Annotated in this window: 23 protein-coding genes; 18 read left to right on the plus strand and 5 right to left on the minus strand. The window is 61.1% G+C overall.

The window, feature by feature from the left end:
* Positions 1–12: 12 nt before the first annotated feature.
* Entirely contained in the window at positions 13–1,545 is a 1,533-nt protein-coding gene (locus ACODTY_RS03345) for an acyl-CoA carboxylase subunit beta (RefSeq protein ID WP_488992860.1), read from the plus strand.
* A 156-nt stretch (positions 1,546–1,701) separates the two neighbouring features.
* Here ACODTY_RS03345 and ACODTY_RS03350 read toward each other — a convergent pair whose 3' ends face one another.
* The gene (locus tag ACODTY_RS03350; RefSeq protein WP_488992861.1) at positions 1,702–2,544 is read right to left on the minus strand and encodes an SDR family NAD(P)-dependent oxidoreductase; all 843 of its coding nucleotides are present in this window, start codon (positions 2,542–2,544) and stop codon (positions 1,702–1,704) included.
* Positions 2,545–2,753: 209 nt separating this feature from the next.
* Between ACODTY_RS03350 and ACODTY_RS03355 the strand changes: the two genes are divergently transcribed.
* From ACODTY_RS03355 to hflX, 9 genes are all read left to right on the plus strand, one after another.
* Positions 2,754–3,788 (plus strand): cysteine synthase A, encoded by a 1,035-nt coding sequence (locus tag ACODTY_RS03355; RefSeq protein ID WP_488992862.1) that lies wholly within the window; start codon positions 2,754–2,756, stop codon positions 3,786–3,788.
* On the plus strand, positions 3,788–4,531 hold the full coding sequence (locus tag ACODTY_RS03360; RefSeq protein ID WP_488992928.1) for an alanyl-tRNA editing protein: 744 nt from the start codon (positions 3,788–3,790) through the stop codon (positions 4,529–4,531). The genes ACODTY_RS03355 and ACODTY_RS03360 overlap by 1 nt, the downstream gene beginning before the upstream one ends.
* A 47-nt stretch (positions 4,532–4,578) precedes the next feature.
* Positions 4,579–5,430: a 3-mercaptopyruvate sulfurtransferase gene (sseA, locus tag ACODTY_RS03365; RefSeq protein ID WP_488992863.1), complete on the plus strand. Its 852-nt coding sequence runs from the start codon at positions 4,579–4,581 to the stop codon at positions 5,428–5,430.
* A 5-nt stretch (positions 5,431–5,435) separates the two neighbouring features.
* Positions 5,436–5,999, plus strand: a complete 564-nt coding sequence (locus ACODTY_RS03370) for a GNAT family N-acetyltransferase (protein ID WP_488992864.1) — start codon at positions 5,436–5,438, stop codon at positions 5,997–5,999.
* Between the two features lie 92 nt (positions 6,000–6,091).
* The gene (locus ACODTY_RS03375) at positions 6,092–6,649 is read left to right on the plus strand and encodes an OmpA family protein (protein WP_488992865.1); all 558 of its coding nucleotides are present in this window, start codon (positions 6,092–6,094) and stop codon (positions 6,647–6,649) included.
* A gap of 106 nt (positions 6,650–6,755) precedes the next feature.
* The gene (gene dapB / locus ACODTY_RS03380) at positions 6,756–7,562 is read left to right on the plus strand and encodes a 4-hydroxy-tetrahydrodipicolinate reductase (protein WP_488992866.1); all 807 of its coding nucleotides are present in this window, start codon (positions 6,756–6,758) and stop codon (positions 7,560–7,562) included.
* Between the two features lie 298 nt (positions 7,563–7,860).
* Entirely contained in the window at positions 7,861–8,724 is an 864-nt protein-coding gene (locus ACODTY_RS03385) for a D-amino-acid transaminase (protein ID WP_488992867.1), read from the plus strand.
* A gap of 145 nt (positions 8,725–8,869) precedes the next feature.
* Positions 8,870–9,115, plus strand: a complete 246-nt coding sequence (gene hfq / locus ACODTY_RS03390) for an RNA chaperone Hfq (protein WP_018428055.1) — start codon at positions 8,870–8,872, stop codon at positions 9,113–9,115.
* Positions 9,116–10,507: a GTPase HflX gene (gene hflX, locus ACODTY_RS03395; protein WP_488992868.1), complete on the plus strand. Its 1,392-nt coding sequence runs from the start codon at positions 9,116–9,118 to the stop codon at positions 10,505–10,507.
* Position 10,508: 1 nt separating this feature from the next.
* Here hflX and mazG read toward each other — a convergent pair whose 3' ends face one another.
* Positions 10,509–11,333, minus strand: coding sequence for a nucleoside triphosphate pyrophosphohydrolase (gene mazG / locus ACODTY_RS03400; RefSeq protein ID WP_488992869.1), 825 nt, complete (start codon positions 11,331–11,333; stop codon positions 10,509–10,511).
* 14 nt (positions 11,334–11,347) lie between these two features.
* Complete coding sequence (locus tag ACODTY_RS03405; RefSeq protein WP_488992870.1) at positions 11,348–12,532, minus strand: amino acid aminotransferase; 1,185 nt, start codon at positions 12,530–12,532, stop codon at positions 11,348–11,350.
* Positions 12,533–12,827: 295 nt separating this feature from the next.
* Here ACODTY_RS03405 and ACODTY_RS03410 point away from each other — a divergent pair, with 295 nt between their 5' ends.
* A complete protein-coding gene (locus ACODTY_RS03410; protein WP_488992871.1) occupies positions 12,828–13,670 on the plus strand; it encodes a DUF1194 domain-containing protein in 843 nt (280 codons plus the stop codon).
* A 36-nt stretch (positions 13,671–13,706) separates the two neighbouring features.
* On the opposite strand, the gene dgoD is transcribed toward ACODTY_RS03410, so the two are convergent.
* Positions 13,707–14,855 carry a galactonate dehydratase gene (gene dgoD, locus ACODTY_RS03415; RefSeq protein ID WP_488992872.1) on the minus strand — a complete coding sequence of 383 codons (1,149 nt, stop codon included), beginning with the start codon at positions 14,853–14,855 and terminating at the stop codon, positions 13,707–13,709.
* Positions 14,856–14,877: 22 nt separating this feature from the next.
* Positions 14,878–15,621, minus strand: coding sequence for a FadR/GntR family transcriptional regulator (locus tag ACODTY_RS03420; RefSeq protein WP_488992873.1), 744 nt, complete (start codon positions 15,619–15,621; stop codon positions 14,878–14,880).
* A gap of 211 nt (positions 15,622–15,832) precedes the next feature.
* On the opposite strand from ACODTY_RS03420, the gene ACODTY_RS03425 reads away from it, so the two are divergent.
* The 7 genes from ACODTY_RS03425 (at position 15,833) to ACODTY_RS03455 (ending at position 23,751) form a co-directional block, all read left to right on the plus strand.
* Entirely contained in the window at positions 15,833–16,825 is a 993-nt protein-coding gene (locus tag ACODTY_RS03425) for an arabinose ABC transporter substrate-binding protein (protein WP_056242575.1), read from the plus strand.
* 71 nt (positions 16,826–16,896) lie between these two features.
* Positions 16,897–18,408: an L-arabinose ABC transporter ATP-binding protein AraG gene (gene araG / locus ACODTY_RS03430; protein ID WP_488992874.1), complete on the plus strand. Its 1,512-nt coding sequence runs from the start codon at positions 16,897–16,899 to the stop codon at positions 18,406–18,408.
* Positions 18,409–18,419: 11 nt separating this feature from the next.
* Positions 18,420–19,370 carry an L-arabinose ABC transporter permease AraH gene (gene araH, locus ACODTY_RS03435; RefSeq protein WP_488992875.1) on the plus strand — a complete coding sequence of 317 codons (951 nt, stop codon included), beginning with the start codon at positions 18,420–18,422 and terminating at the stop codon, positions 19,368–19,370.
* 8 nt (positions 19,371–19,378) lie between these two features.
* Positions 19,379–20,263: an aldose 1-epimerase gene (locus ACODTY_RS03440; protein WP_488992876.1), complete on the plus strand. Its 885-nt coding sequence runs from the start codon at positions 19,379–19,381 to the stop codon at positions 20,261–20,263.
* On the plus strand, positions 20,260–21,039 hold the full coding sequence (locus ACODTY_RS03445) for an SDR family oxidoreductase (RefSeq protein ID WP_488992877.1): 780 nt from the start codon (positions 20,260–20,262) through the stop codon (positions 21,037–21,039). The genes ACODTY_RS03440 and ACODTY_RS03445 overlap by 4 nt, the downstream gene beginning before the upstream one ends.
* 58 nt (positions 21,040–21,097) lie before the next feature.
* The gene (araD, locus tag ACODTY_RS03450) at positions 21,098–22,822 is read left to right on the plus strand and encodes an L-arabinonate dehydratase (protein WP_488992929.1); all 1,725 of its coding nucleotides are present in this window, start codon (positions 21,098–21,100) and stop codon (positions 22,820–22,822) included.
* A 26-nt stretch (positions 22,823–22,848) separates the two neighbouring features.
* Positions 22,849–23,751 (plus strand): dihydrodipicolinate synthase family protein, encoded by a 903-nt coding sequence (locus ACODTY_RS03455; RefSeq protein WP_488992878.1) that lies wholly within the window; start codon positions 22,849–22,851, stop codon positions 23,749–23,751.
* The last annotated feature ends 14 nt before the right edge of the window (positions 23,752–23,765 follow it).

A 23,765-nucleotide genomic window follows, 5' to 3' on the forward strand; every position in this document is an offset into this window, starting at 1 on the left:
GGGAGTGCCGCGATGAAGGATGTGCTGAAGGAACTTGAACGCCGCCGCGAGATTGCGCGCGCAGGCGGTGGGCCGGCACGCATCGAGGCGCAGCACAAGAAGGGCAAGCTGACGGCACGCGAGCGCATTGAGATTTTTCTCGATGAAGGCTCGTTCGAGGAGTTCGACATGTATGTCGAGCATCGCTCGACCGATTTCGGCATGGAGAAGTCGAAGGTTGCCGGCGACGGCGTGGTGACGGGCTGGGGCACGATCAACGGCCGCCCGGTCTATCTGTTCGCCAAGGATTTCACCGTGTTCGGCGGCTCGCTTTCCGAAGCGCATGCCGAAAAGGTGGTGAAGGTGCAGGAAATGGCGCTGCGCAACCGCGCGCCGATCATCGGACTTTACGATGCGGGCGGCGCGCGCATCCAGGAGGGCGTGGCAGCACTTGGCGGTTACGCTGAAATCTTCCAGCGCAACGTGCTGGCATCGGGGGTGATTCCGCAGATTTCGGTGATCATGGGGCCGTGCGCGGGCGGCGACGTCTATTCGCCGGCGATGACCGACTTCATCTTCATGGTGCGCGACACTTCCTACATGTTCGTGACCGGGCCTGACGTGGTCAAGACGGTGACCAACGAGACGGTAACGGCGGAGGAACTTGGTGGTGCTTCGGTGCACACCACCAAGTCGTCGATTGCCGACGGCGCCTATGACAACGATGTCGAGGCGCTGTTGCAGATGCGCCGGCTGATCGACCTATTGCCCGCCTCCAACACCGCCGAGACGCCGGAGATCGAATGCTTCCAGTCGGTGACGGAGCATGATTTGTCGCTCGACCGGCTCATCCCGGACAATGCGAACAAGCCCTACGACATCAAGGAACTGATCCTGAAGACGATCGATGAGGGCGATTTCTTCGAAATCCAGCCGAGCTTTGCGAAGAACATCGTGACCGGCTTTGGGCGGGTGGAAGGGCGCACGGTCGGCTTCGTCGCCAACCAGCCGATGGTGCTGGCCGGCGTGCTCGATTCGGATGCCAGCCGCAAGGCGGCGCGGTTCGTGCGCTTCTGCGACTGTTTCAATATTCCGATCGTCACTTTCGTCGATGTGCCGGGGTTCCTGCCGGGTACGGCGCAGGAATATGGCGGCTTGATCAAGCATGGCGCCAAGCTCTTGTTCGCCTATGCCGAGGCAACCGTGCCGAAGATCACCGTCATTACGCGCAAGGCCTATGGCGGGGCCTATGACGTGATGGCCTCGAAGCATCTGCGCGGCGACATGAACTACGCCTGGCCGACGGCTCAGATTGCGGTGATGGGTGCAAAGGGTGCGGTCGAGATCATCTACCGCAAGGATATTGGCGATGCCGACAAGATCGCGGCGCATACGGCGGCCTACGAGGACCGCTTCCTGTCGCCGTTCGTTGCGGCCGAGCGCGGATATGTGGACGAGGTGATCATGCCGCACTCGACCCGCCGACGCGTGGCGCGAGCGCTGAGAATGCTTCGCAACAAGGATCTGAGCAACCCCTGGAAGAAGCACGACAACATTCCACTTTAGGATTCAGATGATCGCGGCCTGCGAACGGCACCTTCCTGCGCTTCCGGTACTCGTGTACTTTTGTGTACACTGCGCTCCGGTTCTCGGAAGGCACCATTCTCGGCACGCGCTGACCTCAATCCCGGCGCATTGCAATCTGCGAAAGGCGCGGGCCTGCTAGCGATCAGCGGTCTCAGCTTTTTTGCGAGGGACTTTGCGGCCGAAGCTCAAGGGGCGTGACTTCCAGCCTGTCAGCGTGGAAATCAGCCAGTGCCTCACAGGCTGCGGCATGATGCTGGCAGATTTCAATCCCCATACCAGCCGGCGCGGAAAGGCGATCTCGAAACCGCCCGAGTTGATGCCCTTGAACAGGCGGCGTGCCGCTTCTCCGGCAGGCATCATGGCAGGCAGCGAGGGGGCGGTCTGCTTGAGCAGCGGCGTGTCGACAAAGCCGGGATTGGCGACCTGGATGCGGATGTTGATCTTGTCGAAGTCGTATTTCAGCGCCTGCGCCATGACGTTGAGCGCTGCCTTGGAGGCACCGTAGGCGGCAGTGGTCGGCCAGCCGAACCACGAACTGATCGAGCCGACGAGGAGCACGTGGCCCTTTCCGCGCGCCTGCATGGCCCGGACCGTGGGAACGAGGCCGTTGACCACGCCCAGCACATTGACTTCAAACGTGCGGCGGAACTTGCGCACCGACATGTTTTCGCCAGCCATCGGGATGTAGGCGCCCGCGTTGAAGATGGCGAGCGTGATCGGGCCGACGCGGCCTTCGATGGCGGCCACTGTGTCGGCCATGCGGACTTCATCGGCAACGTCGCAAGGGAAAGAGAGGATCTTGCCCGGCAATTGTGCCGCCTCGGCGATCAGCATGTCGATGGGGTCGCCCTCGCGTGCTGTGACCGCGACGGTGTAGCCTGCGCTGGCGAGTTCCTTGGCGAGAGCCCTGCCTATTCCTGAACTGCCGCCGGTAATCCAGGCGACGCCGTCCTGGGAGCTGGCCCGATAAAGTTTCATTCAACTTCCCGTTGCTTGCTGGGCGAAGGTCTAAACAGGCGAATGTGGAAAGGGAAGGGCGCGACGCGGGAAATCCCGATCACGGTATCGACTTTTGGCTACTGGACGCCGGCAAAGCCGGAATGCGACTGGTCCAGGCAAAATCGTGCCTTGAAACGTGGCGTTCACATTTCTAGGGTTTGGCCGCACGCAGACAATGAGGAATTCCAATGCACCGTTCGGTGATCGAGGCTATCGGCAACACTCCCTTGATAAAGCTGAGGCGCGCCTCCGAGGAGACGGGTTGCGAAATCCTGGGCAAGGCCGAGTTCATGAATCCCGGCCAGTCGGTCAAGGACCGTGCCGGCCTGTTCATCATCCGCGATGCGGAAAAGCGCGGACTGCTCCAGCCGGGTGGCGTGATCGTCGAGGGGACGGCTGGTAACACAGGTATTGGCCTTACGCTGGTGGCCAAGGCGCTTGGCTATCGCACGGTGATCGTGATCCCCGAAACGCAAAGCCAGGAAAAGAAGGATACGATCCGCCTGCTCGGCGCCGAACTGATCGAAGTGCCGGCAGTACCCTACAAGAACCCCAACAACTACGTGAAGCTTTCGGGGCGGCTGGCCGAACAGGTGGCAAAGACGGAAGCGAACGGTGCGATCTGGGCAAACCAGTTCGACAACGTTGCCAACCGTGACGGGCATGTCGTTACGACCGCCAAGGAAATCTGGGAGCAGACCGGCGGCAAGGTGGATGGGTTCGTTTCGGCCGTGGGCTCGGGCGGCACGCTGGCGGGCATCGCCGAGGGCTTGAGGAAGCGCGGCAAGAACGTGAAGATCGCGCTGGCCGATCCGCTGGGCGCAGCACTTTATTCGTACTACACCGACGGCGTGTTGAAGTCGGAAGGCAGTTCTATCACGGAGGGTATCGGGCAGGGCCGCATTACCGCCAACCTGGAAGGCTTTGCGCCCGATCTCTCCTATCAGATTCCTGATGAGGAGGCGCTGCCGATCGTCTTCGACCTTATCCAGGAAGAGGGCCTGTGCGTGGGTGGCTCGACCGGCATCAATATTGCGGGTGCGATCCGGTTGGCGAAGGAAATGGGTCCGGGGCACACGATTGTAACAATCCTCGCGGACTTCGGTACGCGCTACCAGTCGAAGCTGTTCAATCCGGAATTCCTGCGCGGCAAGAACCTTCCTGTGCCCGGTTGGATGGAAGGAAAAAGCGACATCAGCGTGCCGTATGAACAGGTCGCATGATGGGGCGTAAGACCGAGACGCTGTTTCGAGCCGATTCCTATCTAACCGAGGCCGCAGCCAGCGTTGTAGCCGTCAACGAACGTGGCGGCATCATTCTCGACAAGACGATTTTCTATGCGACTTCGGGCGGGCAGCCGGGCGATACCGGCTATCTCGAACGGGCAGACGGCAGCCGTATCGCGATTGCCGCGACAATCACCGGTGAGACCAAGGACGAAATCATCCATGTTCCAGCGCCGGAACAGCCGCTGGCGACGATCGGTGAGCGGCTGAAACTGGTTATCGACTGGCCGCGACGGCATTTGCTGATGCGGATGCACACGGCCTGCCATCTGCTTACTGTTGTCTGTCCCTATCCGATCACTGGCGCTGCGGTGTCGGAGGATGATTCCCGCGTCGATTTCGATATTCCGGACACGGGGTTCAGCAAGGAACACGTGACGGCCAAGCTGATGGAACTGGTTCATGCCGATCATCCGGTTTTCATCCGGGAGATCAGCGACGAAGAACTGGCGGCCAATCCGGGACTGGTGAAGTCGAAGAACGTCAGGCCGCCGAGCGGGACGGGCAGGATAAGACTGGTGTGCATAGGCAAGGACGGCGCCATCGACAGCCAGCCTTGCGGCGGTACGCATGTCAAAAGCACGGCGGAAGTGGGCGAGATCCACATCGGCAAGATCGAAAAGAAGGGCCGTGAGAACCGGCGTTTCCGCATCCGTTTCGGGCCGCAGCCTGCTACTTGACCACAAACCCATTCCGCGCACAGTTTCTTGCGACAAGAGGAGACCACATGGCCGAGGACAGCCCGTTCACCGTTGACGCCGATTGGTTGCAGGAGCGGCTTGGCGAGCCCGGCATAACCATTGTCGATGCCTCGTGGTACTTGCCGGCTCAAAAGCGCAATGCGCGTGGCGAATATGAAGCCGGGCACATTCCGGGCGCGGTGTTCTTCGACCAGGATGCGGTGTCGGACAATTCGTCCAACCTGCCGCATACGCTGCCTTCGCCGCAGGACTTCGCCCGCTTCGTCGGCACGCTGGGCATTTCGGCGGACGACACCATCGTCGTCTATGACGGACCCGGTTTCTTTTCAGCACCTCGGGCATGGTGGATGTTCAGGGTGATGGGCGTGTTCCAGGTCTATGTGCTGGACGGCGGGTTCGACGGCTGGAAAGCTTCGGGGCGGCCAGTCACCGCAGACATCACCAAGATCGCGCCTTGCATCTTCCACGCCGAATTCGACGAGGCCCGTGTTGCCAGCCTTGCCGACATGCGCCGCATCGTCGAGACCAAGGAAAGCCAGATCGCCGACGCGCGCGGGGCGGGGCGTTTTGCCGGCACCGAGCCGGAGCCGCGGGCCGGCATACGCTCCGGCCATATGCCGGGTGCGCGCAATGTTCCGGTGTCGGTGCTGTCGGAGAACGGCCAATTGCTGCCCAAGGCGCGCCTGCGCGAGATATTCGAGGGAGCCGGCATCGACCTTTCGAAACCGGTCGTGACGTCGTGCGGTTCCGGTGTAACGGCGGCGGCGATCACCCTTGCGCTGGAGACGCTCGGCCACACCGACAATCGTCTCTACGACGGTTCCTGGACCGAATGGGGCGGGTTGGCAGATACGCCAGTCGCAACCGGCAAGGATTGATCTTCATGGATGAAGGCGTTCCTGACAGCATCGAAGTGACGGTTACGTTCCTTGAAATGGATGCTCCGCCGGCGTACCCGCCATCGCTGCCCTACAACAGGCAGATCGCCTTGCTGAAGGCAAAGGAGATGCCGCTGCATTTCTATCGCTACCTGGCGGACCGGGTGGGCAGGAAATGGCACTGGGTGAATATCCTGCGCATGAGCGACGAGGAACTGGCCGCCGGCATTCACCATGAAGACCGCGAGATCAGCGTACTTTACCTCGACGGATCGCCGGCCGGATTCTTCGACCTCAAGCCGCATCTGCCCGACGAGGTGGAGCTTGCCTATTTCGGCATGATGGACCATGCGACCGGACAAGGACTGGGGCGTTGGTTTCTTGGCACCGCGATCTCCGCCTGCTGGGCGCTGGGGCCGAAGCGGGTGACGGTGCAGACGTGCACGCTGGACCATCCAGCCGCGCTACCACTCTACCAGAAGCTGGGGTTCAAGCCGGTGGGGCAGAAGAAGGAGATTGTGCATCCGATGCCCTTTGCCGAGCGCTCGGCAAGCGTGATGCGACCCTGAACGAGCCGTTCATTCCTGTTTCAGATTTGCTTTGCAATGTTGTCCGCATGAACGAACCGGCGGGGTGCCGGGGTGACGAGAAGGAGAACATCATGCTGAATCGCCGTACCGTTGCGACTGGACTGCTTGCTGCGCTGATGATGCCGGGCTTTGCCTTTGCGCAGGCGACCACGCCTTCTGCGACGCAGATCGAACGCCAGCTCGAAGTAGCGCCGCGCATCCAGTTGCAGCCCAATAAGCGGGTGACGGTGCGCGAGTTCAAGCGCCGCCCGGACCTGCGGCGCGCGGCACCTTCAATCGACATCCAGTCGATCAATTTCGAATTCGGTTCGGCGGAAATTCCGTTTTCCCAATACCGCAAGGTCGAGAATATCGCGGATGGGCTGAACCGCATTCTGCGGCGCGACCGGCGCGCAACGATATTGATCGAGGGGCATACGGATGCGGTGGGCTCATTCGCCTCCAACCAGGTGCTTTCCGAGCGCCGCGCCGACTCGCTGAAGCGTGTGCTGGTTCGCGAGTTCGGTGTTCCATCGAGGTCGCTGGAGACGGTCGGATACGGCGAGGAATTCCTGCTGGTGCCGACGCAGAACGAAAACTGGCGCAACCGCCGCGTGACCTTGCGGCGCATCGACAGCTTCCTGCGCTGACAGAGCATTCTTTCTGGCACAATAATCTACCATGGGCCCGGCTTGACTAGCCGGGCCCTATTGGTTTCCCGTTCCGGCAAATTCGCAGGAAACGAAAGGAACGGGAATGACGATCCGGGTGGTCATGGCTGGAGCGACGGGGTGGGTCGGCAAGGCGCTTATTCCCGCCATCATTGCGCAAAAGGACTTTACGCTAGCCGGGGCTGTCTCACGCAGCGCCGCGGGCCAGGATGCGGGCAGCGCAGTGGGAATAGACGCAAACGGCGTCGTCGTGGCTGCTTCGCTTGACGAAGCGCTTGCCGCTCCTTCCGATGTGGTGGTCGACTACACCAAGCCGAACGTCGTGAAGGCAAATACCATGCTGGCGATTTCAAGGGGCCGGCATGTGGTGATCGGCACCTCAGGATTGGGGGCGTCGGATTACGCGGAGATCGATGCGGCGGCACGCGCCAACGGCGTCGGCGTGCTGGCGGCCGGCAATTTCTCGATTACCGCCACGCTGATGAAGCGGTTTGCCTTGATGGCGGCGAAATATGTGCCCGATGTCGAGGTGATCGACTATGCCAGCGCCAAGAAGCCGGATGCTCCTTCCGGCACGGCACGCGAATTGGCCGAGGCATTGGCCGAGGTTCGCGGAAAATCATCCGCGCGGCCCAAGTCGGAAGTGTCCGGCGTACCGGAAACGCGCGGCGGTACGGTAGGCGCCAGCGAGGGCGTGCAGGTACATGCGCTGAGGCTGCCGTCCTACATCCTTTCCTGCGAAGCGCTGTTCGGCCTCCCGGATGAGCGGCTGACGATCCGCCACGATGCCGGTTCGTCGGCTGCGCCTTATGTGGCGGGCACGCTGCTCGCCATCCGGCGCGTCGGCAGCATCAAGGGACTGGTGCGCGGACTGGATGCGCTGATGGACTGAGGGTGCGAGGAAACGAATCGTTAACCATCGCGGTCCCAGTATGACATTGCCTGTCGTATTGCCGTAACATTGCTTCGGTAGAACGCAGGTGTCGACTGGATGCCGACCGCGGATGGACCGGCGGCAGACCTCGACAGACGAGGAAGCGGGGCGTTTGCTCCGCTTTTTTGTTTCTGACCCTTGGAGTGGCTGCATCACGCAAGCCCGGTCGCTGAGCCAGCCACCGCGGAATGTGGTTTCTGCGTTACGTGGTGCGCGGAATCACGTAATGAGGGGCAAAACCCTCCGCGAGACCGACATGCCACGCATTTCCTACGTGAACGGGCGCTATGTCGCCCATAGAGACGCTTCGGTGCATATCGAGGATCGCGGCTATCAGTTCGGCGACGGCGTCTACGAAGTCTGCGAGATTTCGCGGGGTTTCATCGTCGACATGACCCGGCATCTCGACCGGCTGAACCGCTCGCTGACTGAGCTTTCCATCGCCTGGCCGATGACGCGGAACGCGCTCACGGTCGTCATACGCGAGGTCATTCGGCGCAACCGTGTGGTGAACGGCCTTGTCTATGTGCAGGTGACGCGCGGCGTTGCGGGCCGCGACTTTGTTTTCCCGCCGTCTGACCTGCAGCCTTCGCTGGTGGTGATCGCGCGCAATGTGGACGTGGCCACTGTTGCGAAGAAGGTCGAGAACGGCCTCAAGGTCATTACCGTGCCGGAGAATCGCTGGGACCGTGTCGATATCAAATCCACCGGGCTGTTGCCCAACGTGCTTGCCAAGCAGAAGGCCAAGGAAGCCGGATGCCAGGAAGCCTGGTTCGTCGATACCGAGGGCAAGGTGAAAGAAGGCGGCTCGTCCAACGCCTGGATTGTTACCAAGGATGGCGTGCTTGTGACCCGGCCGGCCGATCATGGCATTTTGCGTGGCATCACGCGCACGACGCTTTTCGATGTCGCAACCAAGCTTGGCTACAAGATAGAAGAACGCGGATTTAGCGTGGCCGAGGCCAAAGCTGCGCGTGAGGTGTTCCTGTCTTCAGCCACCACAATTGCGATGCCGATAGTTGAAATCGACGGCCAACCGGTTGCGAATGGCCATCCTGGCACTATAACACTTTCATTGCGGCAGGCATTTTTTGACATTGCGGAAAAAAGTCCGGCCTGATAACCGCAAAGGTGGAAACAACAGAAATATATCTCGTTCTGCTTGTCGTCCCAGACGGCAAGGGCGTTTGCGAGCTTGACATGCGCTTCTTATTTTGGCGCACTGACTTGCAAATGGAAGGGGATCCGGCGGGAAGATAAGAACAATGGCGGAACGTTCGCAAAATCTCCAGGACCTGTTCCTGAATTCTGTTCGCAAGAGCAAAAACCCACTTACCATTTTCCTGATAAACGGCGTGAAGCTGACCGGTGTGGTGACCTCGTTCGACAATTTCTGCGTCCTTCTGCGGCGCGACGGTCACTCCCAGCTCGTTTACAAGCACGCCATTTCCACGATCATGCCGAGCCAGCCGGTTCAGATGTTCGATGGCGAGGAAAGCCAGGGCGGCTGATTGGCACGTACTGACGACGCGGCGGGCAAATCCGGAACGCGACCTGACAGCAATGGCGGGGATGGCAAGAAGGCGCCAACCCGCGCCGTTGTCATTGTGCCCGTGGTCACCCGCGCTACCGCGGACGACGGCGGCCGGCCACGCTTGAGCAGATCGCCGGAGGCCCGTCACGACGAAGCAGTTGGGCTGACGCGGGCCATCGATCTTGAGCCGGTTCATTCCGCTGTGGTCACCGTCAACGACCCGCGCCCGGCGACATTGCTCGGCAGCGGCAAGGTGGCCGAGTTCGCCGACATCGTGAAGGACAAGCACGCGGAACTGGTCATCGTCGACCATCCGCTGACGCCGGTGCAGCAGCGCAATCTCGAGAAGGAAATGAACGTCAAGGTGCTCGACCGCACCGGACTTATCCTCGAGATTTTTGGCGAGCGTGCGCGCACCAAGGAAGGCACGCTGCAGGTCGAACTGGCGCACCTGAACTACCAGAAGGGTCGGTTGGTGCGGAGCTGGACCCACCTTGAACGGCAGCGCGGCGGCGCGGGTTTCCTTGGCGGTCCGGGCGAAACGCAGATCGAGGCCGACCGGCGCGTGCTGCAGGACAAGATCGTAAAGCTGAAGCGCGAACTGGAGACGGTGCGGCGCACGCGCGACCTGCACCGCGCCAAGCGCAAGAAGGTGCCGTTTCCGGTGGTTGCCATCGTCGGCTACACCAATGCCGGCAAGTCAACGCTGTTCAACAAGCTGACCGGGGCAGGGGTGCTTGCCGAGGACATGCTATTTGCAACGCTCGACCCGACGCTGCGGCGCTTGCGGCTACCGCACGGCACGCCGGTGATACTATCCGATACGGTCGGTTTCATCTCGGACCTGCCGACGCATCTCATCGCGGCTTTTCGGGCGACGCTGGAAGAAGTGGTGGAAGCGGACCTCGTCATCCACCTGCGCGACATTTCCGATCCCGATACGGCAGCGCAGGCGGAAGACGTCGAGCGCATTCTCGACGATCTCGGTGTCGATGCGAACGACGACCGGCGGGTGATCGAGGTCTGGAACAAGATTGACCTTCTGGACGAAGGCAACCGCTCGCGGCTTCTGGAAGAGGCGCAGGTTCGCGAAGGCACCAAGCCGATAGCGATCTCGGCCATCACCGGCGAAGGCTTCGAGGCGCTCAAGGAAACGATCGAAGCTCGGGTCTCCGGTGAACTGGCGTCGCTCACCGTTACACTAGCTCCAGGCCGGTTCGGAATGGTCGATTGGCTTTACCGCAATGGTGAAGTGACGGCGAGGACGGACAATGAGGACGGCAGCGTGACGATTTCTCTGAGGGCGACCAAGAGCGCTCGCGACGAAATCCAGAACCGGCTGCTCCAGGGCAGTTCCAGGAACCAGTAGGTCAGGCCTTGCCCTTGGCCTGCTGCCAAAGGGCTTCCATTTCCTCCAGCGTCGCCGCTTCCAGGGAATGGCCGTTGTCCTTCAACGCCTGCTCGACGTGATGAAAGCGCTGGCGGAACTTGTCATTGGTGCCGCTGAGCGCCGCTTCCGAATCGATTTTCAGGTGACGGCCAAGGTTGACGAGCGCAAACAGCGTGTCGCCGAATTCATCCTTGATCGAAGCTGTGTCCCCGCTGGCCAGCGCTTCGCGCAATTCTGCGATCTCTTCCTCGATCTTGTCGAGGATCGGCGCTGCCTCGCCCCAGTCGAAGCCGACGCGCGAAGCCTTTTCCTGCAGCTTCAGGGCGCGGGTCAGGGCGGGCAGGTTGACAGGCACGCTGTCGAGATAGCCTTTGCCGTGATCTTCGGGATCGAAGCCGCGCGCAAGCCGCGCCTGGCGCTTTTCGGCCTTTTCCTCGGCCTTGATCTTTTCCCACATGCCCTTGGCCATGCCGGCGCTGCGGGCCTTCTCGTCGCCGAAGACGTGAGGATGGCGGCGGATCATCTTGGTGGTGATGGCCTCGACGACATCGGGAAAGGCGAACTCGTTGGCTTCCTCGGCCATTTGGGCGTGATAGACGACCTGCAACAACAGGTCGCCGAGTTCCTCACGCAGGTCATCGAGATCGCCACGCTGGATGGCGTCAGCCACCTCGTAGGCTTCCTCGATGGTGTAGGGTGCGATGGTGTTGAAATCCTGCTCGATATCCCAGGGACAGCCGGTCTTGGGCGCACGAAGCGCGGCCATGATCTCGATAAGCCGGGAAATATCCTTCGAGGGTTTCATCGCCAGGACCTTGTCTAATCCAGTACCGACACGATGGCCTTGGCCAACCAGTCCAGCTTGTCTTCCGGCAGGCCGGCGACGTTGATGCGGCTGTCGCCGACCATATAGACGCCGTGCTCGGTGCGCAGCCGGTCGACCTGGGCTTCGGTCAGGCCGAGGCGCGAGAACATGCCGCGATGGCTGGCGACGAAGTCGAAGCGGTCCGAATTCGACTGGCGGCGCAGCGCTTCGGAAAAAGCAACGCGCAGCCGCAGCATGCGCAGGCGCATTTCCTCGAGTTCTGCCTGCCAGTCCGAACGCAGTTCAGGGTCGGAAACCACGATGCGCACGGCCGCAGCGCCGTGGTCCGGCGGCATGGAGTACATGGTGCGGGCCGCAGACAACACCTGGCTCATGGCAATGTCTGCCTCGGCTCCGGTCTTGCCCATGACGATGGCTGCGCCGACACGGTCGCGGTAAACGGCGAAATTCTTCGAGCAACTTGCCGCGACGACCATTTCAGGCACCTTGACGGCAAGGATGCGCAAGCCTTCGGCATCGGCGTCGAGGCCTTCTCCGAAGCCCTGATAGGCAATGTCCACAAAGGGCAGCAGGCTGCGCTTGACCAGCAAATCCGCGACCGACTGCCATTGCGCGGCTGAAAGGTTCGCGCCGGTCGGGTTGTGGCAGCACCCATGCAGCAGCACGATGTCGCCGCTGTTTGCCTGCCCCAACGCTTCCAGCATCGCCTCGAAGCGCACGGTGCCGGAGGCCGCGTCGAAGTAGGGGTATTCGCGAATTTGCAGGCCTGCGCCACGCATCATGGGGATGTGGTTCGGCCATGTCGGATTCGAAATCCAAACGGTGGCGTCCGCCTTGGTGCGCTTCAGCAGTTCCGCGACGAGGCGCAGCGCGCCCGAACCGCCCGGTGCCTGTGCGGCGCGTATACGTGAAAAGTCGGCCTGATCGCCGAAAACCAACTTCGCAATTGCAGCGTCGAATTCGACATCGCCTGCAAGCCCAAGATATGTCTTTGATTTTTGCTCGTTCAGCAGCCGCTTCTCAGCCTCGCGCACAGCGCGCATGACTGGCGTTGCGCCATCGCGATCCTTGTAGACGCCAACGCCCAGATCAACCTTGTCGGTTCGTGGGTCGGCACGATAGGCGCTGATCAACGCCAGGATCTTGTCGGCTGGAGCAGCTTGCAGGTCTTCGAACATAATGTGGATTCCGTTCACTCGGCGCGGGAGTGATACGCAAATCACCGGGCAACCGCCAGCGCTTTTCGCTGATCCCTCGGCTTGGGCTACAGTGAAGCCGGGCGTGGCATCGCTGAGCGCGATCAATATGAACGTCTCTATCAGTGATTGCGAATATACAGTATAGTTGCGGGCGTTCCGTGAGGGCTGCGTTCTACGGACGGGACTAGCAATCGAACATGATCAAAGCCGCCTGAAGCCGCTTCAGACGCTTGGGAAGATAGTGACTACTTTCGCTATTTGAGAGGGGATCGCCATGCGCGCGAAATTCCTTGTCAAGTTGGCGGCAATATCTGTTGTTGCCGCTGGCTCGACGGCTGAAGCTGGGAATGTCGATGTCGCCATCGTGTTTGCGGTCGATGTTTCGGCATCGGTCGGACCTGCGACTGCCTACTTGCAACGCGAGGGGCATGCGGAGGCGCTGAGTTCGTCTGAAACCATGGCTGCCATCGAGATCAACCCTGTCGGCTGCATTGCCGTGACTTATTTCGAGTGGTCAGGCCCCGGCGAGTTGCGCACCATCGTGCCATGGTCAACCATTTGCAACGCCGGTGATGCCGAACCCATTGCCGCCGAAATACGCAAGAACGGCTATCAGGGGTTGGGTTGCAAACATAAATGCTCGACGTCGATCTCCTTCGCGATCGACGCGGCCAGAATAATTCTCGACCGTTACACGGGAACCGCGCCGCGCAAGGTCATCGATATTTCCGCAAATGGCACCAACAACGACGGCCTTTCCGTAGAAGTCAGCCGGCAGGAAGTGGTCGATCAGGGCCATACGATAAACGCCATCGCGATCCCGGAACGGACCTATGGGGTGAAGGAAGACCTCTTCGGCTATTTTGCCGAGAAGGTCATTGGCGGTCCTGGCGCATTCGTCATCGAGCCGACAGGTTTGGAGGACTACGGAACGGCATTGCGCCGCAAGCTCGTGCTTGAAATAGCGGATGCGCACGATGCTATGGGAGAGGCAAGGTTGAGCTACAGGCTCAGGAGGGGCGGCGTCGGGCGACGCCTGACCTATTCGCTGACGCCTATGCTTGTGGCAAAGGCGCGGTATCGTCCGATTATGGCTCGCAACCGGGCTCGCGGATAGGGCTGTTGGTCGCGTCGGGAATTTACCGGACGGCTGCTACCACTCGGCAAGCGAGCCGTCGGCGTGCCGCCATATCGGGTTGCGCCAGCGGTGGCCTTCCCTGGCGCGTTCCTTGACATAGTCCTCGTCGACATCGACGCCGAGGCCCGGCCCCTGCGGGATGGCAACGAAGCCATCTTCATAGCGGAACACGTCCTTGTTCTTTGCGTAGTCGATGAGGTCGTTGCCCTTGTTGTAGTGGATGCCGAGGCTCTGTTCCTGGATGAAGGCGTTGTAGGTGACGGCATCGAGCTGCAGGCAGGCGGAAAGGGCGATGGGGCCAAGCGGGCAGTGCGGTGCAACAGCCACGTCGTAGGCTTCCGCCATCGCGGCGATCTTGCGGCATTCGGTGATGCCGCCGGCGTGCGAAAGGTCAGGCTGGATGATGTCGGCCACGCCTTCTTCCAGCACGCTCTTGAAATCCCAACGGCTGTAGAGGCGTTCGCCAAGCGCAATCGGAACCGGCGAAAAGGCTGCGATTTCCTTCAACGCCTCGCGGCTTTCGCTGAGCACCGGCTCTTCGATGAACATCAGGCGATAAGGTTCGAGTTCCTTGACGAGGATGCGGGCCATCGGCCGATGGACGCGGCCATGGAAATCGACGGCGATGCCGATATGCGGACCGACGGCTTCGCGCACGGTAGCGACACGCTCTACGGCGGCATCGATCTTGTCGTAGCTGTCGACGATCTGGAGTTCCTCCGTGCCGTTCATCTTGAGCGCGGAGAAACCGCGCGCGACGACATCCTTGGCACCCGCCGCGACTTCGGAGGGGCGGTCGCCACCGATCCACGAATAGACCTTGATGCGATCGCGGCAACGACCCCCGAGCAGCTCATGCACCGGCACGCCCAATGCGCGGCCCTTGATGTCCCACAGCGCCTGATCGATGCCGGCGATGGCGCTCATCAGGATCGGGCCGCCGCGGTAGAAGCCGCCACGATACATGACGTTCCAGTGGTCTTCGATGAGGCGAGGGTCCTTGCCGACGAGATAGTCGGCGAATTCATGGACGGCCGCCTCGACGGTCAGCGCGCGGCCTTCGACAACAGGTTCGCCCCAGCCGCTGACGCCTTCATCGGTTTCGATCTTGAGGAACAGCCAGCGCGGCGGGACGATGTAAGTCTTGAGGGCGGTGATCTTCATTTGATCGTATTTCTCCGCAACTTCAGCTCTGCTTGCGGCTTTTGGCCCGCGCAAGGTCGCGGGCGGCCAGATCGAGGATCTCGACGGAGGCTTTGCGCGCCGCGACGCCATCACGCATGCGCAGGGCCTCCACGACGCCGAAGTGAGCCTTCACGGCCTCGTCCCGGCGATCGACGGAATTCGCCGTTGCCTCCAGGGCAAAGTTCAACGCCGTTTCGATCAGGCCGCCGATCTGGCGGAAAATCGGATTGTGGCATGCGCCATAGAGAACCTGGTGGAAGATGGCGTCCGAACGGGCAAAGCGGCTGACGTCGCTGCCGGCATCGGCCATGCCTTTCCATGCCGCTTCCAGATCGGCGATCTCTTGCAGGGAAGCGCGGGTGGCGGCGAGTTCGGCCACCAGCGGCTCGATGGCACGACGTGTCTCGAGAATGGAATCGAACAGCTTTGGATCGAGCGTGTTCGGCGCATGCCATTCGAGCACTTGCGGATCGATGATGTTCCAGTTGTCGCGCTCGCAGACGACAGTGCCGATGCGCGGACGGCTTAGAACCAGACCCTTGGCGGCGAGCATCTTCAAGGCTTCGCGGATGACGGTGCGGCTGACGCCGTATTCGCCGCCCAGATCGTTTTCGCTGGGCAAGGTGGCGGCGGGCGGATAACGGCCGGACAAGATGTCGGCGGCAATGGCGCGAACCACGTCGGGCATCACGCGAGGGCGGCGCGATTTCGGCGCGGTCCCGACGTTAGCCATATCGCTGGCCATCCTTGTTCTCCCCCAAACTTGTTCTGCTCGTTCTTATGCGTGCTGTGTGCACCGGGCAATGTCTCGGCCATCACGGCCGACATCGTCCCGCTCCTCTGTTTGGGGAAACTAGCTCATTTATCATACAAGTGCAATTGACTGGTATGATAAAAGACGGTACTAACGGATTGTCACACTGGGCTAGCTGCCCGGCGCATTCTGGGAGGAAATCATGCGATTGTTGAATAAGGCGCTCATTGCTGGCGCCCTTGCCGTGCTGTCCGTCACCACCATCGCTTCTGCCTATGCGCAGGAGACCAAGATCGGCTTCATCGTGAAGCAGCCCGAAGAGCCGTGGTTCCAGGACGAGTGGAAGTTTGCCGACCAGGCGGCCAAGGAAAAGGGCTTCACGCTGGTGAAGATCGGCGCCGAGGATGGCGAAAAGCTGATGTCGGCTATCGATAACCTTGGCGCGCAGGGTGCGCAGGGCTTCGTTGTCTGCACGCCGGATGTGAAACTCGGACCTGGTATTGTTGCCAAGGCTGCCGCCAACAACCTGAAGCTCATGACCGTTGACGACCGGCTGGTCGGCGCGGACGGCAAGCCGATCGAGGAAGTGCCGCATATGGGTATCTCCGCTACCAAGATCGGCGAAGCGGTGGGTCAGGCGATTGTCGACGAGATGAAGGCGCGCGGTTGGAATGCCGACGAAGTTGGCGCGATCCGCGTTTCCTATGACCAGCTGCCGACGGCGGTTGATCGTGTCGAGGGCGCGATTTCGGTGCTGAAGGCAAACGGCTTCAAGGCCGAGAACATCTTCGACGCTCCGCAGGCCAAGACCGACACGGAAGCAGCACTCAACGCTGCGACGGTTGTTCTCAACAAGAACGCCAACATCAAGAAGTGGGTGGCGTTCGGCCTTAACGACGAGGCTGTGCTGGGTGCAGTGCGCGCTTCCGAAAGCGTCGGCATTCCGGCAGACGGCATGATCGGCGTCGGCATCGGTGGTGCGGACTCGGCGATCAACGAATTCAAGAAGCCGACCGCTACCGGCTTCGTCGGTTCGGTGATCATCTCGCCGAAGCGCCACGGCTACGAAACCGCGCTCAACATGTATGACTGGGTCGCCAACAACAAGGAGCCGGAGAAGCTGATCCTGACCGCCGGCGCCCTTGCGAAGCGTGGCGACTACGAAGCGGTGCGCAAAGACCTCGGCATCGAGTAAGCTTCTACATTGAACGGTGTCCGGCGGCGGGTTTGCCAATTCCCGCTGCCGGATATGTCGGAGGACCGTCGATGTCGTTTCTCGAATTTTCCCATATTTCCAAAACATATCCCGGCGTCAAAGCCCTGTCCGATGTCTCGTTTAGCGTCGAGAAGGGCGCAGTCCACGGTTTGATGGGCGAAAACGGGGCCGGCAAATCTACTCTGATCCGCGTGCTTTCCGGCGATCAGCAGGCCGATAGCGGCGACATCAGCATAGACGGCCAAGCGCAGAAATATGCGTCCACGCGTGACGCTTTTCATGCTGGCGTGATCGTCATCCACCAGGAACTGCAGCTCGTCCCCGAACTCACGGTGGCGGAGAATTTGCGGCTCGGCCGGTTCCCTGCCAATGCGGGTGTCATCCAGGCCCGACAGATGTTTTCCGAAGTTGGCGAGAAGCTGAAGTCCGCCGGCATCGACATCGATCCGCGACGGAAGGTCAAGACGCTTTCCATCGGCGAGCGCCAGATGGTCGAGATCGCCAAGGCGATCATGCTCGATGCGCGGGTGATCGCGCTCGATGAGCCGACGTCATCGCTGTCTTCGCGCGAAAGCGAAATCCTCTTTGCCCTGATCGAGCGCCTGCGCGCCGAGGGTAAGGTCATTCTCTATATCTCGCATCGCCTCGACGAGGTGTTCCGGCTTTGCGACAGCCTGACTGTACTGCGCGACGGCAAGCTTGCGGCTCATCATGCAAGCCTCAAGGACGTCACCCGCGAGCAGGTGGTGGCGGAGATGGTGGGTCGCGAGATCTCCAACGTGTGGGGATGGCGACCGCGCAAGTTGGGCGAGGTTCGGCTCAAGGTTGACGGAATATCAGGCGAGAAGCTCAGGCAGCCGGCGAGCTTCGACGTTCATGCCGGCGAAATACTCGGCTTCTTCGGGCTGATCGGAGCGGGGCGTTCGGAGCTGATGCGCCTCGTATACGCCGCCGACGCGGCCAATGCCGGCAAGATCACGGTGGATGGCAAGCCGGTGCGCAGCGCCGACCCGCATCAGGCGATCCGGTCCGGCATCGTGCTGTGTTCGGAAGACCGCAAGCACGACGGCATCATCCAGGGGCGTTCGCTGGAGGAGAACATCAACATTTCCTCGCGCCGTCACCATACGCGCTTCGGCATCCTCAACCCGCAAAAGGAGATCGAGGTTGCCGAGACCTTCATCAAGAAGCTGAAGGTGCGAACGCCTTCGCGCAAGCAGGACATCGTCAATCTCTCCGGCGGCAACCAGCAAAAAGTCATTCTTGGCCGCTGGCTTTCGGAAGAGGGGATCAGGGTGCTGATCGTGGATGAGCCAACACGCGGCATCGACGTCGGCGCCAAGTCCGAGATCTACGATATCCTCTATCAACTGGCCGAAGACGGCATGGCCATCGTGGTCGTCTCCAGCGAGCTGCCGGAAGTGATGGGGATTTGCGACCGCATACTCGTCATGTGCGGCGGGCGCATTTCCGGAGAGCTCAAGCGCGACCAGTTTGCGGAGCAGGCGATCCTGGCCGCGGCCTTACCCGACAAGAAGACCCCAACAGCAATCGCATCTTGAGGATTTCAGGCATGACCAATCAGCTCAAGCGAATCCTGCTCGGCGATCAGGGCCTTGTCGTCATTTTCGTGGTGGCCTTTGCGCTGGTCGCCCTTCTGGTTCCGAATTTCCTGACCGAACGCAATATACTTGGCCTGCTGCAATCGGTTGTGACGGTCGGCATCGTTGCCTGCACGATGATGTTTTGCCTGGCAGCGCGTGACTTCGATCTGTCGGTCGGCTCAATCGTTGCCTTTGCCGGCATGGTGGCTGTGATGGCATCCAACGCCACCGGGTCGATTTTTGCCGGTGTGCTGGCCGCGCTGCTTTGCGGCTCGATTGTCGGGCTGTTCAATGGACTGGTCATCGCCAAGTTTCGCATCAACGCGCTGATCACCACGCTTGCGACGATGCAGATCGTGCGCGGACTGGCGCTGATTTCGTCGGATGGCCGCGCCGTCGGCATCAACGATCCGAACTTCTATCAGCTTGCGCTCTCCAAGCTGGTTGGTATTCCAACGCCGATCTGGGTGCTCGCGGTTCTGTTCCTGATCTTCGGCTTCGTGCTGAACCGCACCGTCTTCGGCAAGAACACACTGGCCATTGGCGGCAATCCCGAAGCGTCGCGTCTTGCCGGCGTCAATGTCGATCGTACCCGCATCTGGATCTTCGCGTTGCAAGGGCTGGTCTGCGGTGTTGCGGGCATATTGCTTGCCTCGCGCATTACGTCTGGCCAGCCAAACGCAGCCGTCGGGCTGGAACTCTCGGTCATCTCGGCCTGTGTTCTGGGTGGCGTCTCGTTGGCCGGTGGCCGCGCCACCATGGCGGGCGTGATCGTCGGTGTGATGATTATGGGCATCGCGGAAAATGTCATGAACCTGCTCAACATTCCGGCCTTCTACCAGTACATCGTGCGCGGCGTGATCCTGTTGCTGGCGGTGCTGCTCGACAACCTGCGGTCCAGTGCGCTCGGACGCCGCTGAGCCGTGAGATGGTGCAACTCCTTAAACTTGCCAATGAGCGCCTGTCGCTGCGCGTGAGCGAACAGGGCGGGGCGGTCGTTGATGGCCATACCAGCGATGGCCGTCCGTTCCTGCGACCGTATCGTGGTGCTGAAGATGCCTTCGATGTTCTGCAATGTGCCTGCTTTCCACTCGTACCGCTTGGCAACCGTGTCGAGGGAAACGGCTTTGACATGGGCGGGAGGCGTTACCGCTTCGAGCCGAACACCGAAGAACCCTTCTATATTCATGGTGACGGCTGGCTTGGCCGATGGAAGGTAGAGGAAAAATCCGGGGCGGGGATTACGTTGTCTTTCGTCCAGGAGCAGCCGGGTCAGTCGCCGCATGTTTACCGGGCTATGCAGTCGATCACGCTTGATGGCGCGACCTTGCGCACAGAGCTGTCGGTGCTGAATTGCGGGACCGAGCCGCTGCCGTTCGGGATCGGCTTCCATCCCTATTTTCCGCGTAGCGCGGGTACGAAGCTTTCCGCTCCTGCCTCCTCGTGGTGGACCGAGGGTGCCGACTATCTGCCGAAAGTGCACGAGCCCGTTCCGGAGACAGCTGATTTTTCGCGGCTGCGGGAACTGCCTGTCCACCGGTTGAACAACTGTTTTGAAGGCTGGACGGGTAGGGCGGAGATCGTTTGGCCGGAGACAGGGCTTGGCGTGACGATCGCGGCCGATCCGGTATTTTCCAGATATATGCTCTATGCTCCGGACGATGATCCTACATTCTTCTGTCTGGAGCCGATGTCGCATGCGCCCAATGCACTCGCCATGGCCGGTCCTGAAGGACTTCATGTGCTTGCGCCGGGTGAAACGCTTTTCGGCGGCTTTTCAATTTCGGTCTTCAATCACGGTGAAGCGCAATGACTGATCGTCTGGCCGGCAAGCGGATTTTCCTGACGGGTGCGGCGCAAGGCATCGGGCTGGCCATTGCCGAGGAATGCCTGAAGGAGGGCGCGAGGCTTTTCGTCATCGACCGTGACGGGCCGATGCTGCGCGAGGCTGTGGCGGGGTTGGGAGCGGGCGAGGGCGCGCTGGCCTCGGCGCAAGCCGACATATCCGATGCGCAGGCAATTGCCGCTGCGATGGCCGAGGCAGGAAAAACCATCGGGCCGATCAACGCGCTGATCAACAATGCCGGCATCAATGTCTTCAATGCGCCGCTGGAAACGACGGATGAAGAATGGCAGCGCTGCTTCGACGTCAACCTGAAAGGCGCGTGGAACTGCTGCAAGGCGGCGCTTCCAGGGATGATTTCGGCCGGCGGCGGTGCAATCCTCAACATTGCCTCGACGCACTCTTTCACGATCATCCCGCACACATTTCCCTATCCGCTGGCCAAGCATGCGCTGCTCGGCATGACAAAGTCGCTGGCGCTCGAATATGCGGCGGCCGGGGTGCGGGTGAACGCGCTGGCGCCAGGCTATGTGGAGACGCAAAAGAACATCGACTACTGGAACAGCTTTCCCGACCCGATAAAGGCGAAAGCCGAAACGCTGGCGCTACATCCGGGCAAGCGGATCGCTCAACCTTCTGAGATTGCCAAAGCGGCTGTCTTCATGATCTCGGACGAATGCCCGTTTATGAATGCCGCTTGCCTGGTGGTTGATGGCGGGCTGAGTGTGCTGCAGCATGCCGTTTGATTGCCCAGCCGGCCAATACTGAAGGCGGCGCGACACCGCCGTACGAACTAAAAACAGGATAGACAAAGTGACACGGAAATTGCGTTCCCAAGCCTGGTTCGGCGGTATCGGCAAGGATGCCTTCATCCACCGCAGTTGGATGAAGAACAATGGATTGCCGGATGATGCCTTTGACGGGCGTCCGGTGATCGGCATCTGCAACACATTCTCCGAACTCACGCCCTGCAACGCTCATTTCCGCGGCTTGGTGGAACATGTGAAGGCGGGCGTTCTGGAAGCAGGTGGGTTGCCGCTTGAGTTTCCGGTGTTTTCGTGTGGCGAATCCAATTTGAGGCCCACGGCCATGCTGTTCCGCAACCTTGCCTCGATGGACGTCGAGGAATCCATACGCGGCAATCCGATGGATGGCGTCGTGCTGATGGCAGGATGCGACAAGACCACGCCTTCGCTGGTGATGGGCGCGGCGTCCTGCGATGTGCCGGCTATCGTCGTTTCAGGTGGGCCGATGCTGAACGGCCGCTTTCGCGGCAAGGCGATCGGCTCGGGCACGGATGTGTGGAAGTTCTCCGAGGACGTTCGCGCCGGCGTCATGAGCGAACAGGAATTTGCCGCAGCCGAAAGTGCGATGTCGCGTTCGCCTGGGCACTGCATGACCATGGGCACTGCCTCGACCATGGCTTCCATGGTGGAAGCGCTGGGGTTGGCCCTGCCGGGTAACGCCGCTTATCCGGCAGTCGATGCTCACCGCGCACGGCTGGCAAGGTTGTCGGGGCGGCGCATTGTCGAGATGGTGAAGGAGGATTTGCGCCTCTCGAAAATCCTCACGCGCAAGGCCTTCGCCAATGCGATCCGCGTCAATGGCGCGGTTGGCGGTTCGACCAATGCGGTGGTGCACCTGCTGGCGATTGCCGGGCGTATCGGCACCGAATTGTCGCTGGAGGATTGGGATCATTTCGGGCGCGATATTCCGACCATCCTCAACCTGATGCCTTCCGGAAAATTCCTGATGGAAGAGTTCTGCTACGCCGGCGGTCTTCCGGCGGTTATGAAGGAAGTCGCCGACCTGCTCGACCTCGACGCCTTGACCGTTACCGGCAAGACGGTTGGCGAGAACATTGCCGGTGCCGAGAACTTCAACGATGAAGTGATCCTGCCGCGGGCCAAGGCGCTGACGCAGCAAGGCGGCATTGCGGTGCTGCGCGGCAATCTCGCGCCTGACGGCGCGATCCTGAAGCCGTCCGCTGCATCGCCGGAACTGATGCGCCATCGTGGAAGAGCCGTGGTGTTCGAGAACATCGAGCACTACAAGGCGCGGGTCGATCAACCGGATCTCGATATCGACGAGACATGCGTGATGGTGCTCAAGAACAGCGGCCCCAAGGGGTATCCCGGCATGGCCGAGGTGGGCAATATGGCGCTGCCGCAGAAGCTGCTGCAAAAGGGCGTGCGCGACATGGTGCGCATATCGGACGCGCGCATGTCCGGCACGGCCTTCGGCACGGTCGTGCTGCATGCGGCCCCCGAAGCGGCGATAGGCGGTCCGCTGGCGCTGGTCGAAGACGGCGACATGATCGAGCTGGACGTCGAGAACCGCCGGCTCCATCTCGACGTGTCGGATGAGGAACTGGCTCGCCGCCGTGCGTGCTGGAGTGCACCGCAAGCTGCCGTGCAGGGTGGCTACCAGAGCCTTTATGTCGAGCGCGTGATGCAGGCGGACCGTGGTGCGGACCTGGACTTTCTTGTCGGTTGCCGCGGCCATGAAGTTCCGCGCGAAAGCCACTAATGAGCGGGGCGGCTTCGAGGTTCAACGTGGCCGACTTGCATGGCATTCACGCCATTCTCTACGCGCTTTTCGATGAACGCGAACAACTCGACCGCGTGGCGATGCGCCGGCAGGTCGAGCTTTGCATTTCTGTCGGCGTACACGGCATGGCAGCGCTTGGCCTTGCCACGGAAGTGTCGAAGCTGACCGAGGCCGAGCGGCGGACGGTGATGGACTGGATCGCTGAAGATACAGGCGGACGGGTGCCGCTGGCGTCGACCATCTACGGTTCGTCGGTCTCCGAGCAGGTGGCGCAAGTGCGCCATGCCGAAAGCGTTGGTGCGGACTGGCTGATCCTGCAGCCGCCAATGGTCGGCCAGTTCGGTGCGGCGGAATATATCCGCTTCTTCGGCCGCGTGGCGGAAACCACCAGCCTGCCCGTCGCAATACAAAATGCCCCGGCGTTCATGGGGCGTGGGCTCACTTCCGCCGAAATCGCCGACCTAGTGCGCCAACACCCCAATATCCAACTGGTGAAGGGCGAGGGACCGGTGGTCGAGATTGCCGGCTTGATCGAGGCAACGAATAACCGCCTGCCGGTTTTCAATGGCCGCGCCGGTCTCGAAATGCTCGACAATCTTCGCATTGGCTGTCGCGGGCTGATCCTTGCGCCGGACTGCATTGACTATGCGGTGGCAGCCTACGAGGCCTTTCGTGCGGGCGATGAAGAAGGCGCACAGGAAATCTATCGCAAGATGCTGCCGGCGGTCGTTTCGACCATGCAGGGTCTCGAGAACCTGATCTGCTACGGCAAGCGGCTATTTGCCTTGCGCGGTGGGCTCGTTGTCAGCGACCGCGCGCCCGCCATGCGGCCCAACGCAACAGGGCTAGCGATGACGGAGCGCTTTGCGGCTGATCTGGGACCGTTAAAGCGGCAGGCGATTTCCTGAACTCAGATGTTATG

The sequence above is a fragment of the Mesorhizobium sp. FG116 genome, from assembly GCF_057809835.1.

Excerpts from the sequence above, each read along its gene's own strand:
- ACODTY_RS03345 (WP_488992860.1), top strand. The coding sequence starts at position 13 with ATGAAGGATGTGCTGAAGGAACTTGAACGCCGCCGCGAGATTGCGCGC.
- ACODTY_RS03350 (WP_488992861.1), bottom strand. The coding sequence starts at position 2,544 with ATGAAACTTTATCGGGCCAGCTCCCAGGACGGCGTCGCCTGGATTACC.
- ACODTY_RS03355 (WP_488992862.1), top strand. The coding sequence starts at position 2,754 with ATGCACCGTTCGGTGATCGAGGCTATCGGCAACACTCCCTTGATAAAG.
- ACODTY_RS03360 (WP_488992928.1), top strand. The coding sequence starts at position 3,788 with ATGGGGCGTAAGACCGAGACGCTGTTTCGAGCCGATTCCTATCTAACC.
- sseA (WP_488992863.1), top strand. The coding sequence starts at position 4,579 with ATGGCCGAGGACAGCCCGTTCACCGTTGACGCCGATTGGTTGCAGGAG.
- ACODTY_RS03370 (WP_488992864.1), top strand. The coding sequence starts at position 5,436 with ATGGATGAAGGCGTTCCTGACAGCATCGAAGTGACGGTTACGTTCCTT.
- ACODTY_RS03375 (WP_488992865.1), top strand. The coding sequence starts at position 6,092 with ATGCTGAATCGCCGTACCGTTGCGACTGGACTGCTTGCTGCGCTGATG.
- dapB (WP_488992866.1), top strand. The coding sequence starts at position 6,756 with ATGACGATCCGGGTGGTCATGGCTGGAGCGACGGGGTGGGTCGGCAAG.
- ACODTY_RS03385 (WP_488992867.1), top strand. The coding sequence starts at position 7,861 with ATGCCACGCATTTCCTACGTGAACGGGCGCTATGTCGCCCATAGAGAC.
- hfq (WP_018428055.1), top strand. The coding sequence starts at position 8,870 with ATGGCGGAACGTTCGCAAAATCTCCAGGACCTGTTCCTGAATTCTGTT.
- mazG (WP_488992869.1), bottom strand. The coding sequence starts at position 11,333 with ATGAAACCCTCGAAGGATATTTCCCGGCTTATCGAGATCATGGCCGCG.
- ACODTY_RS03405 (WP_488992870.1), bottom strand. The coding sequence starts at position 12,532 with ATGTTCGAAGACCTGCAAGCTGCTCCAGCCGACAAGATCCTGGCGTTG.
- ACODTY_RS03410 (WP_488992871.1), top strand. The coding sequence starts at position 12,828 with ATGCGCGCGAAATTCCTTGTCAAGTTGGCGGCAATATCTGTTGTTGCC.
- dgoD (WP_488992872.1), bottom strand. The coding sequence starts at position 14,855 with ATGAAGATCACCGCCCTCAAGACTTACATCGTCCCGCCGCGCTGGCTG.
- ACODTY_RS03420 (WP_488992873.1), bottom strand. The coding sequence starts at position 15,621 with ATGGCCAGCGATATGGCTAACGTCGGGACCGCGCCGAAATCGCGCCGC.
- ACODTY_RS03425 (WP_056242575.1), top strand. The coding sequence starts at position 15,833 with ATGCGATTGTTGAATAAGGCGCTCATTGCTGGCGCCCTTGCCGTGCTG.
- araG (WP_488992874.1), top strand. The coding sequence starts at position 16,897 with ATGTCGTTTCTCGAATTTTCCCATATTTCCAAAACATATCCCGGCGTC.
- araH (WP_488992875.1), top strand. The coding sequence starts at position 18,420 with ATGACCAATCAGCTCAAGCGAATCCTGCTCGGCGATCAGGGCCTTGTC.
- ACODTY_RS03440 (WP_488992876.1), top strand. The coding sequence starts at position 19,379 with ATGGTGCAACTCCTTAAACTTGCCAATGAGCGCCTGTCGCTGCGCGTG.
- ACODTY_RS03445 (WP_488992877.1), top strand. The coding sequence starts at position 20,260 with ATGACTGATCGTCTGGCCGGCAAGCGGATTTTCCTGACGGGTGCGGCG.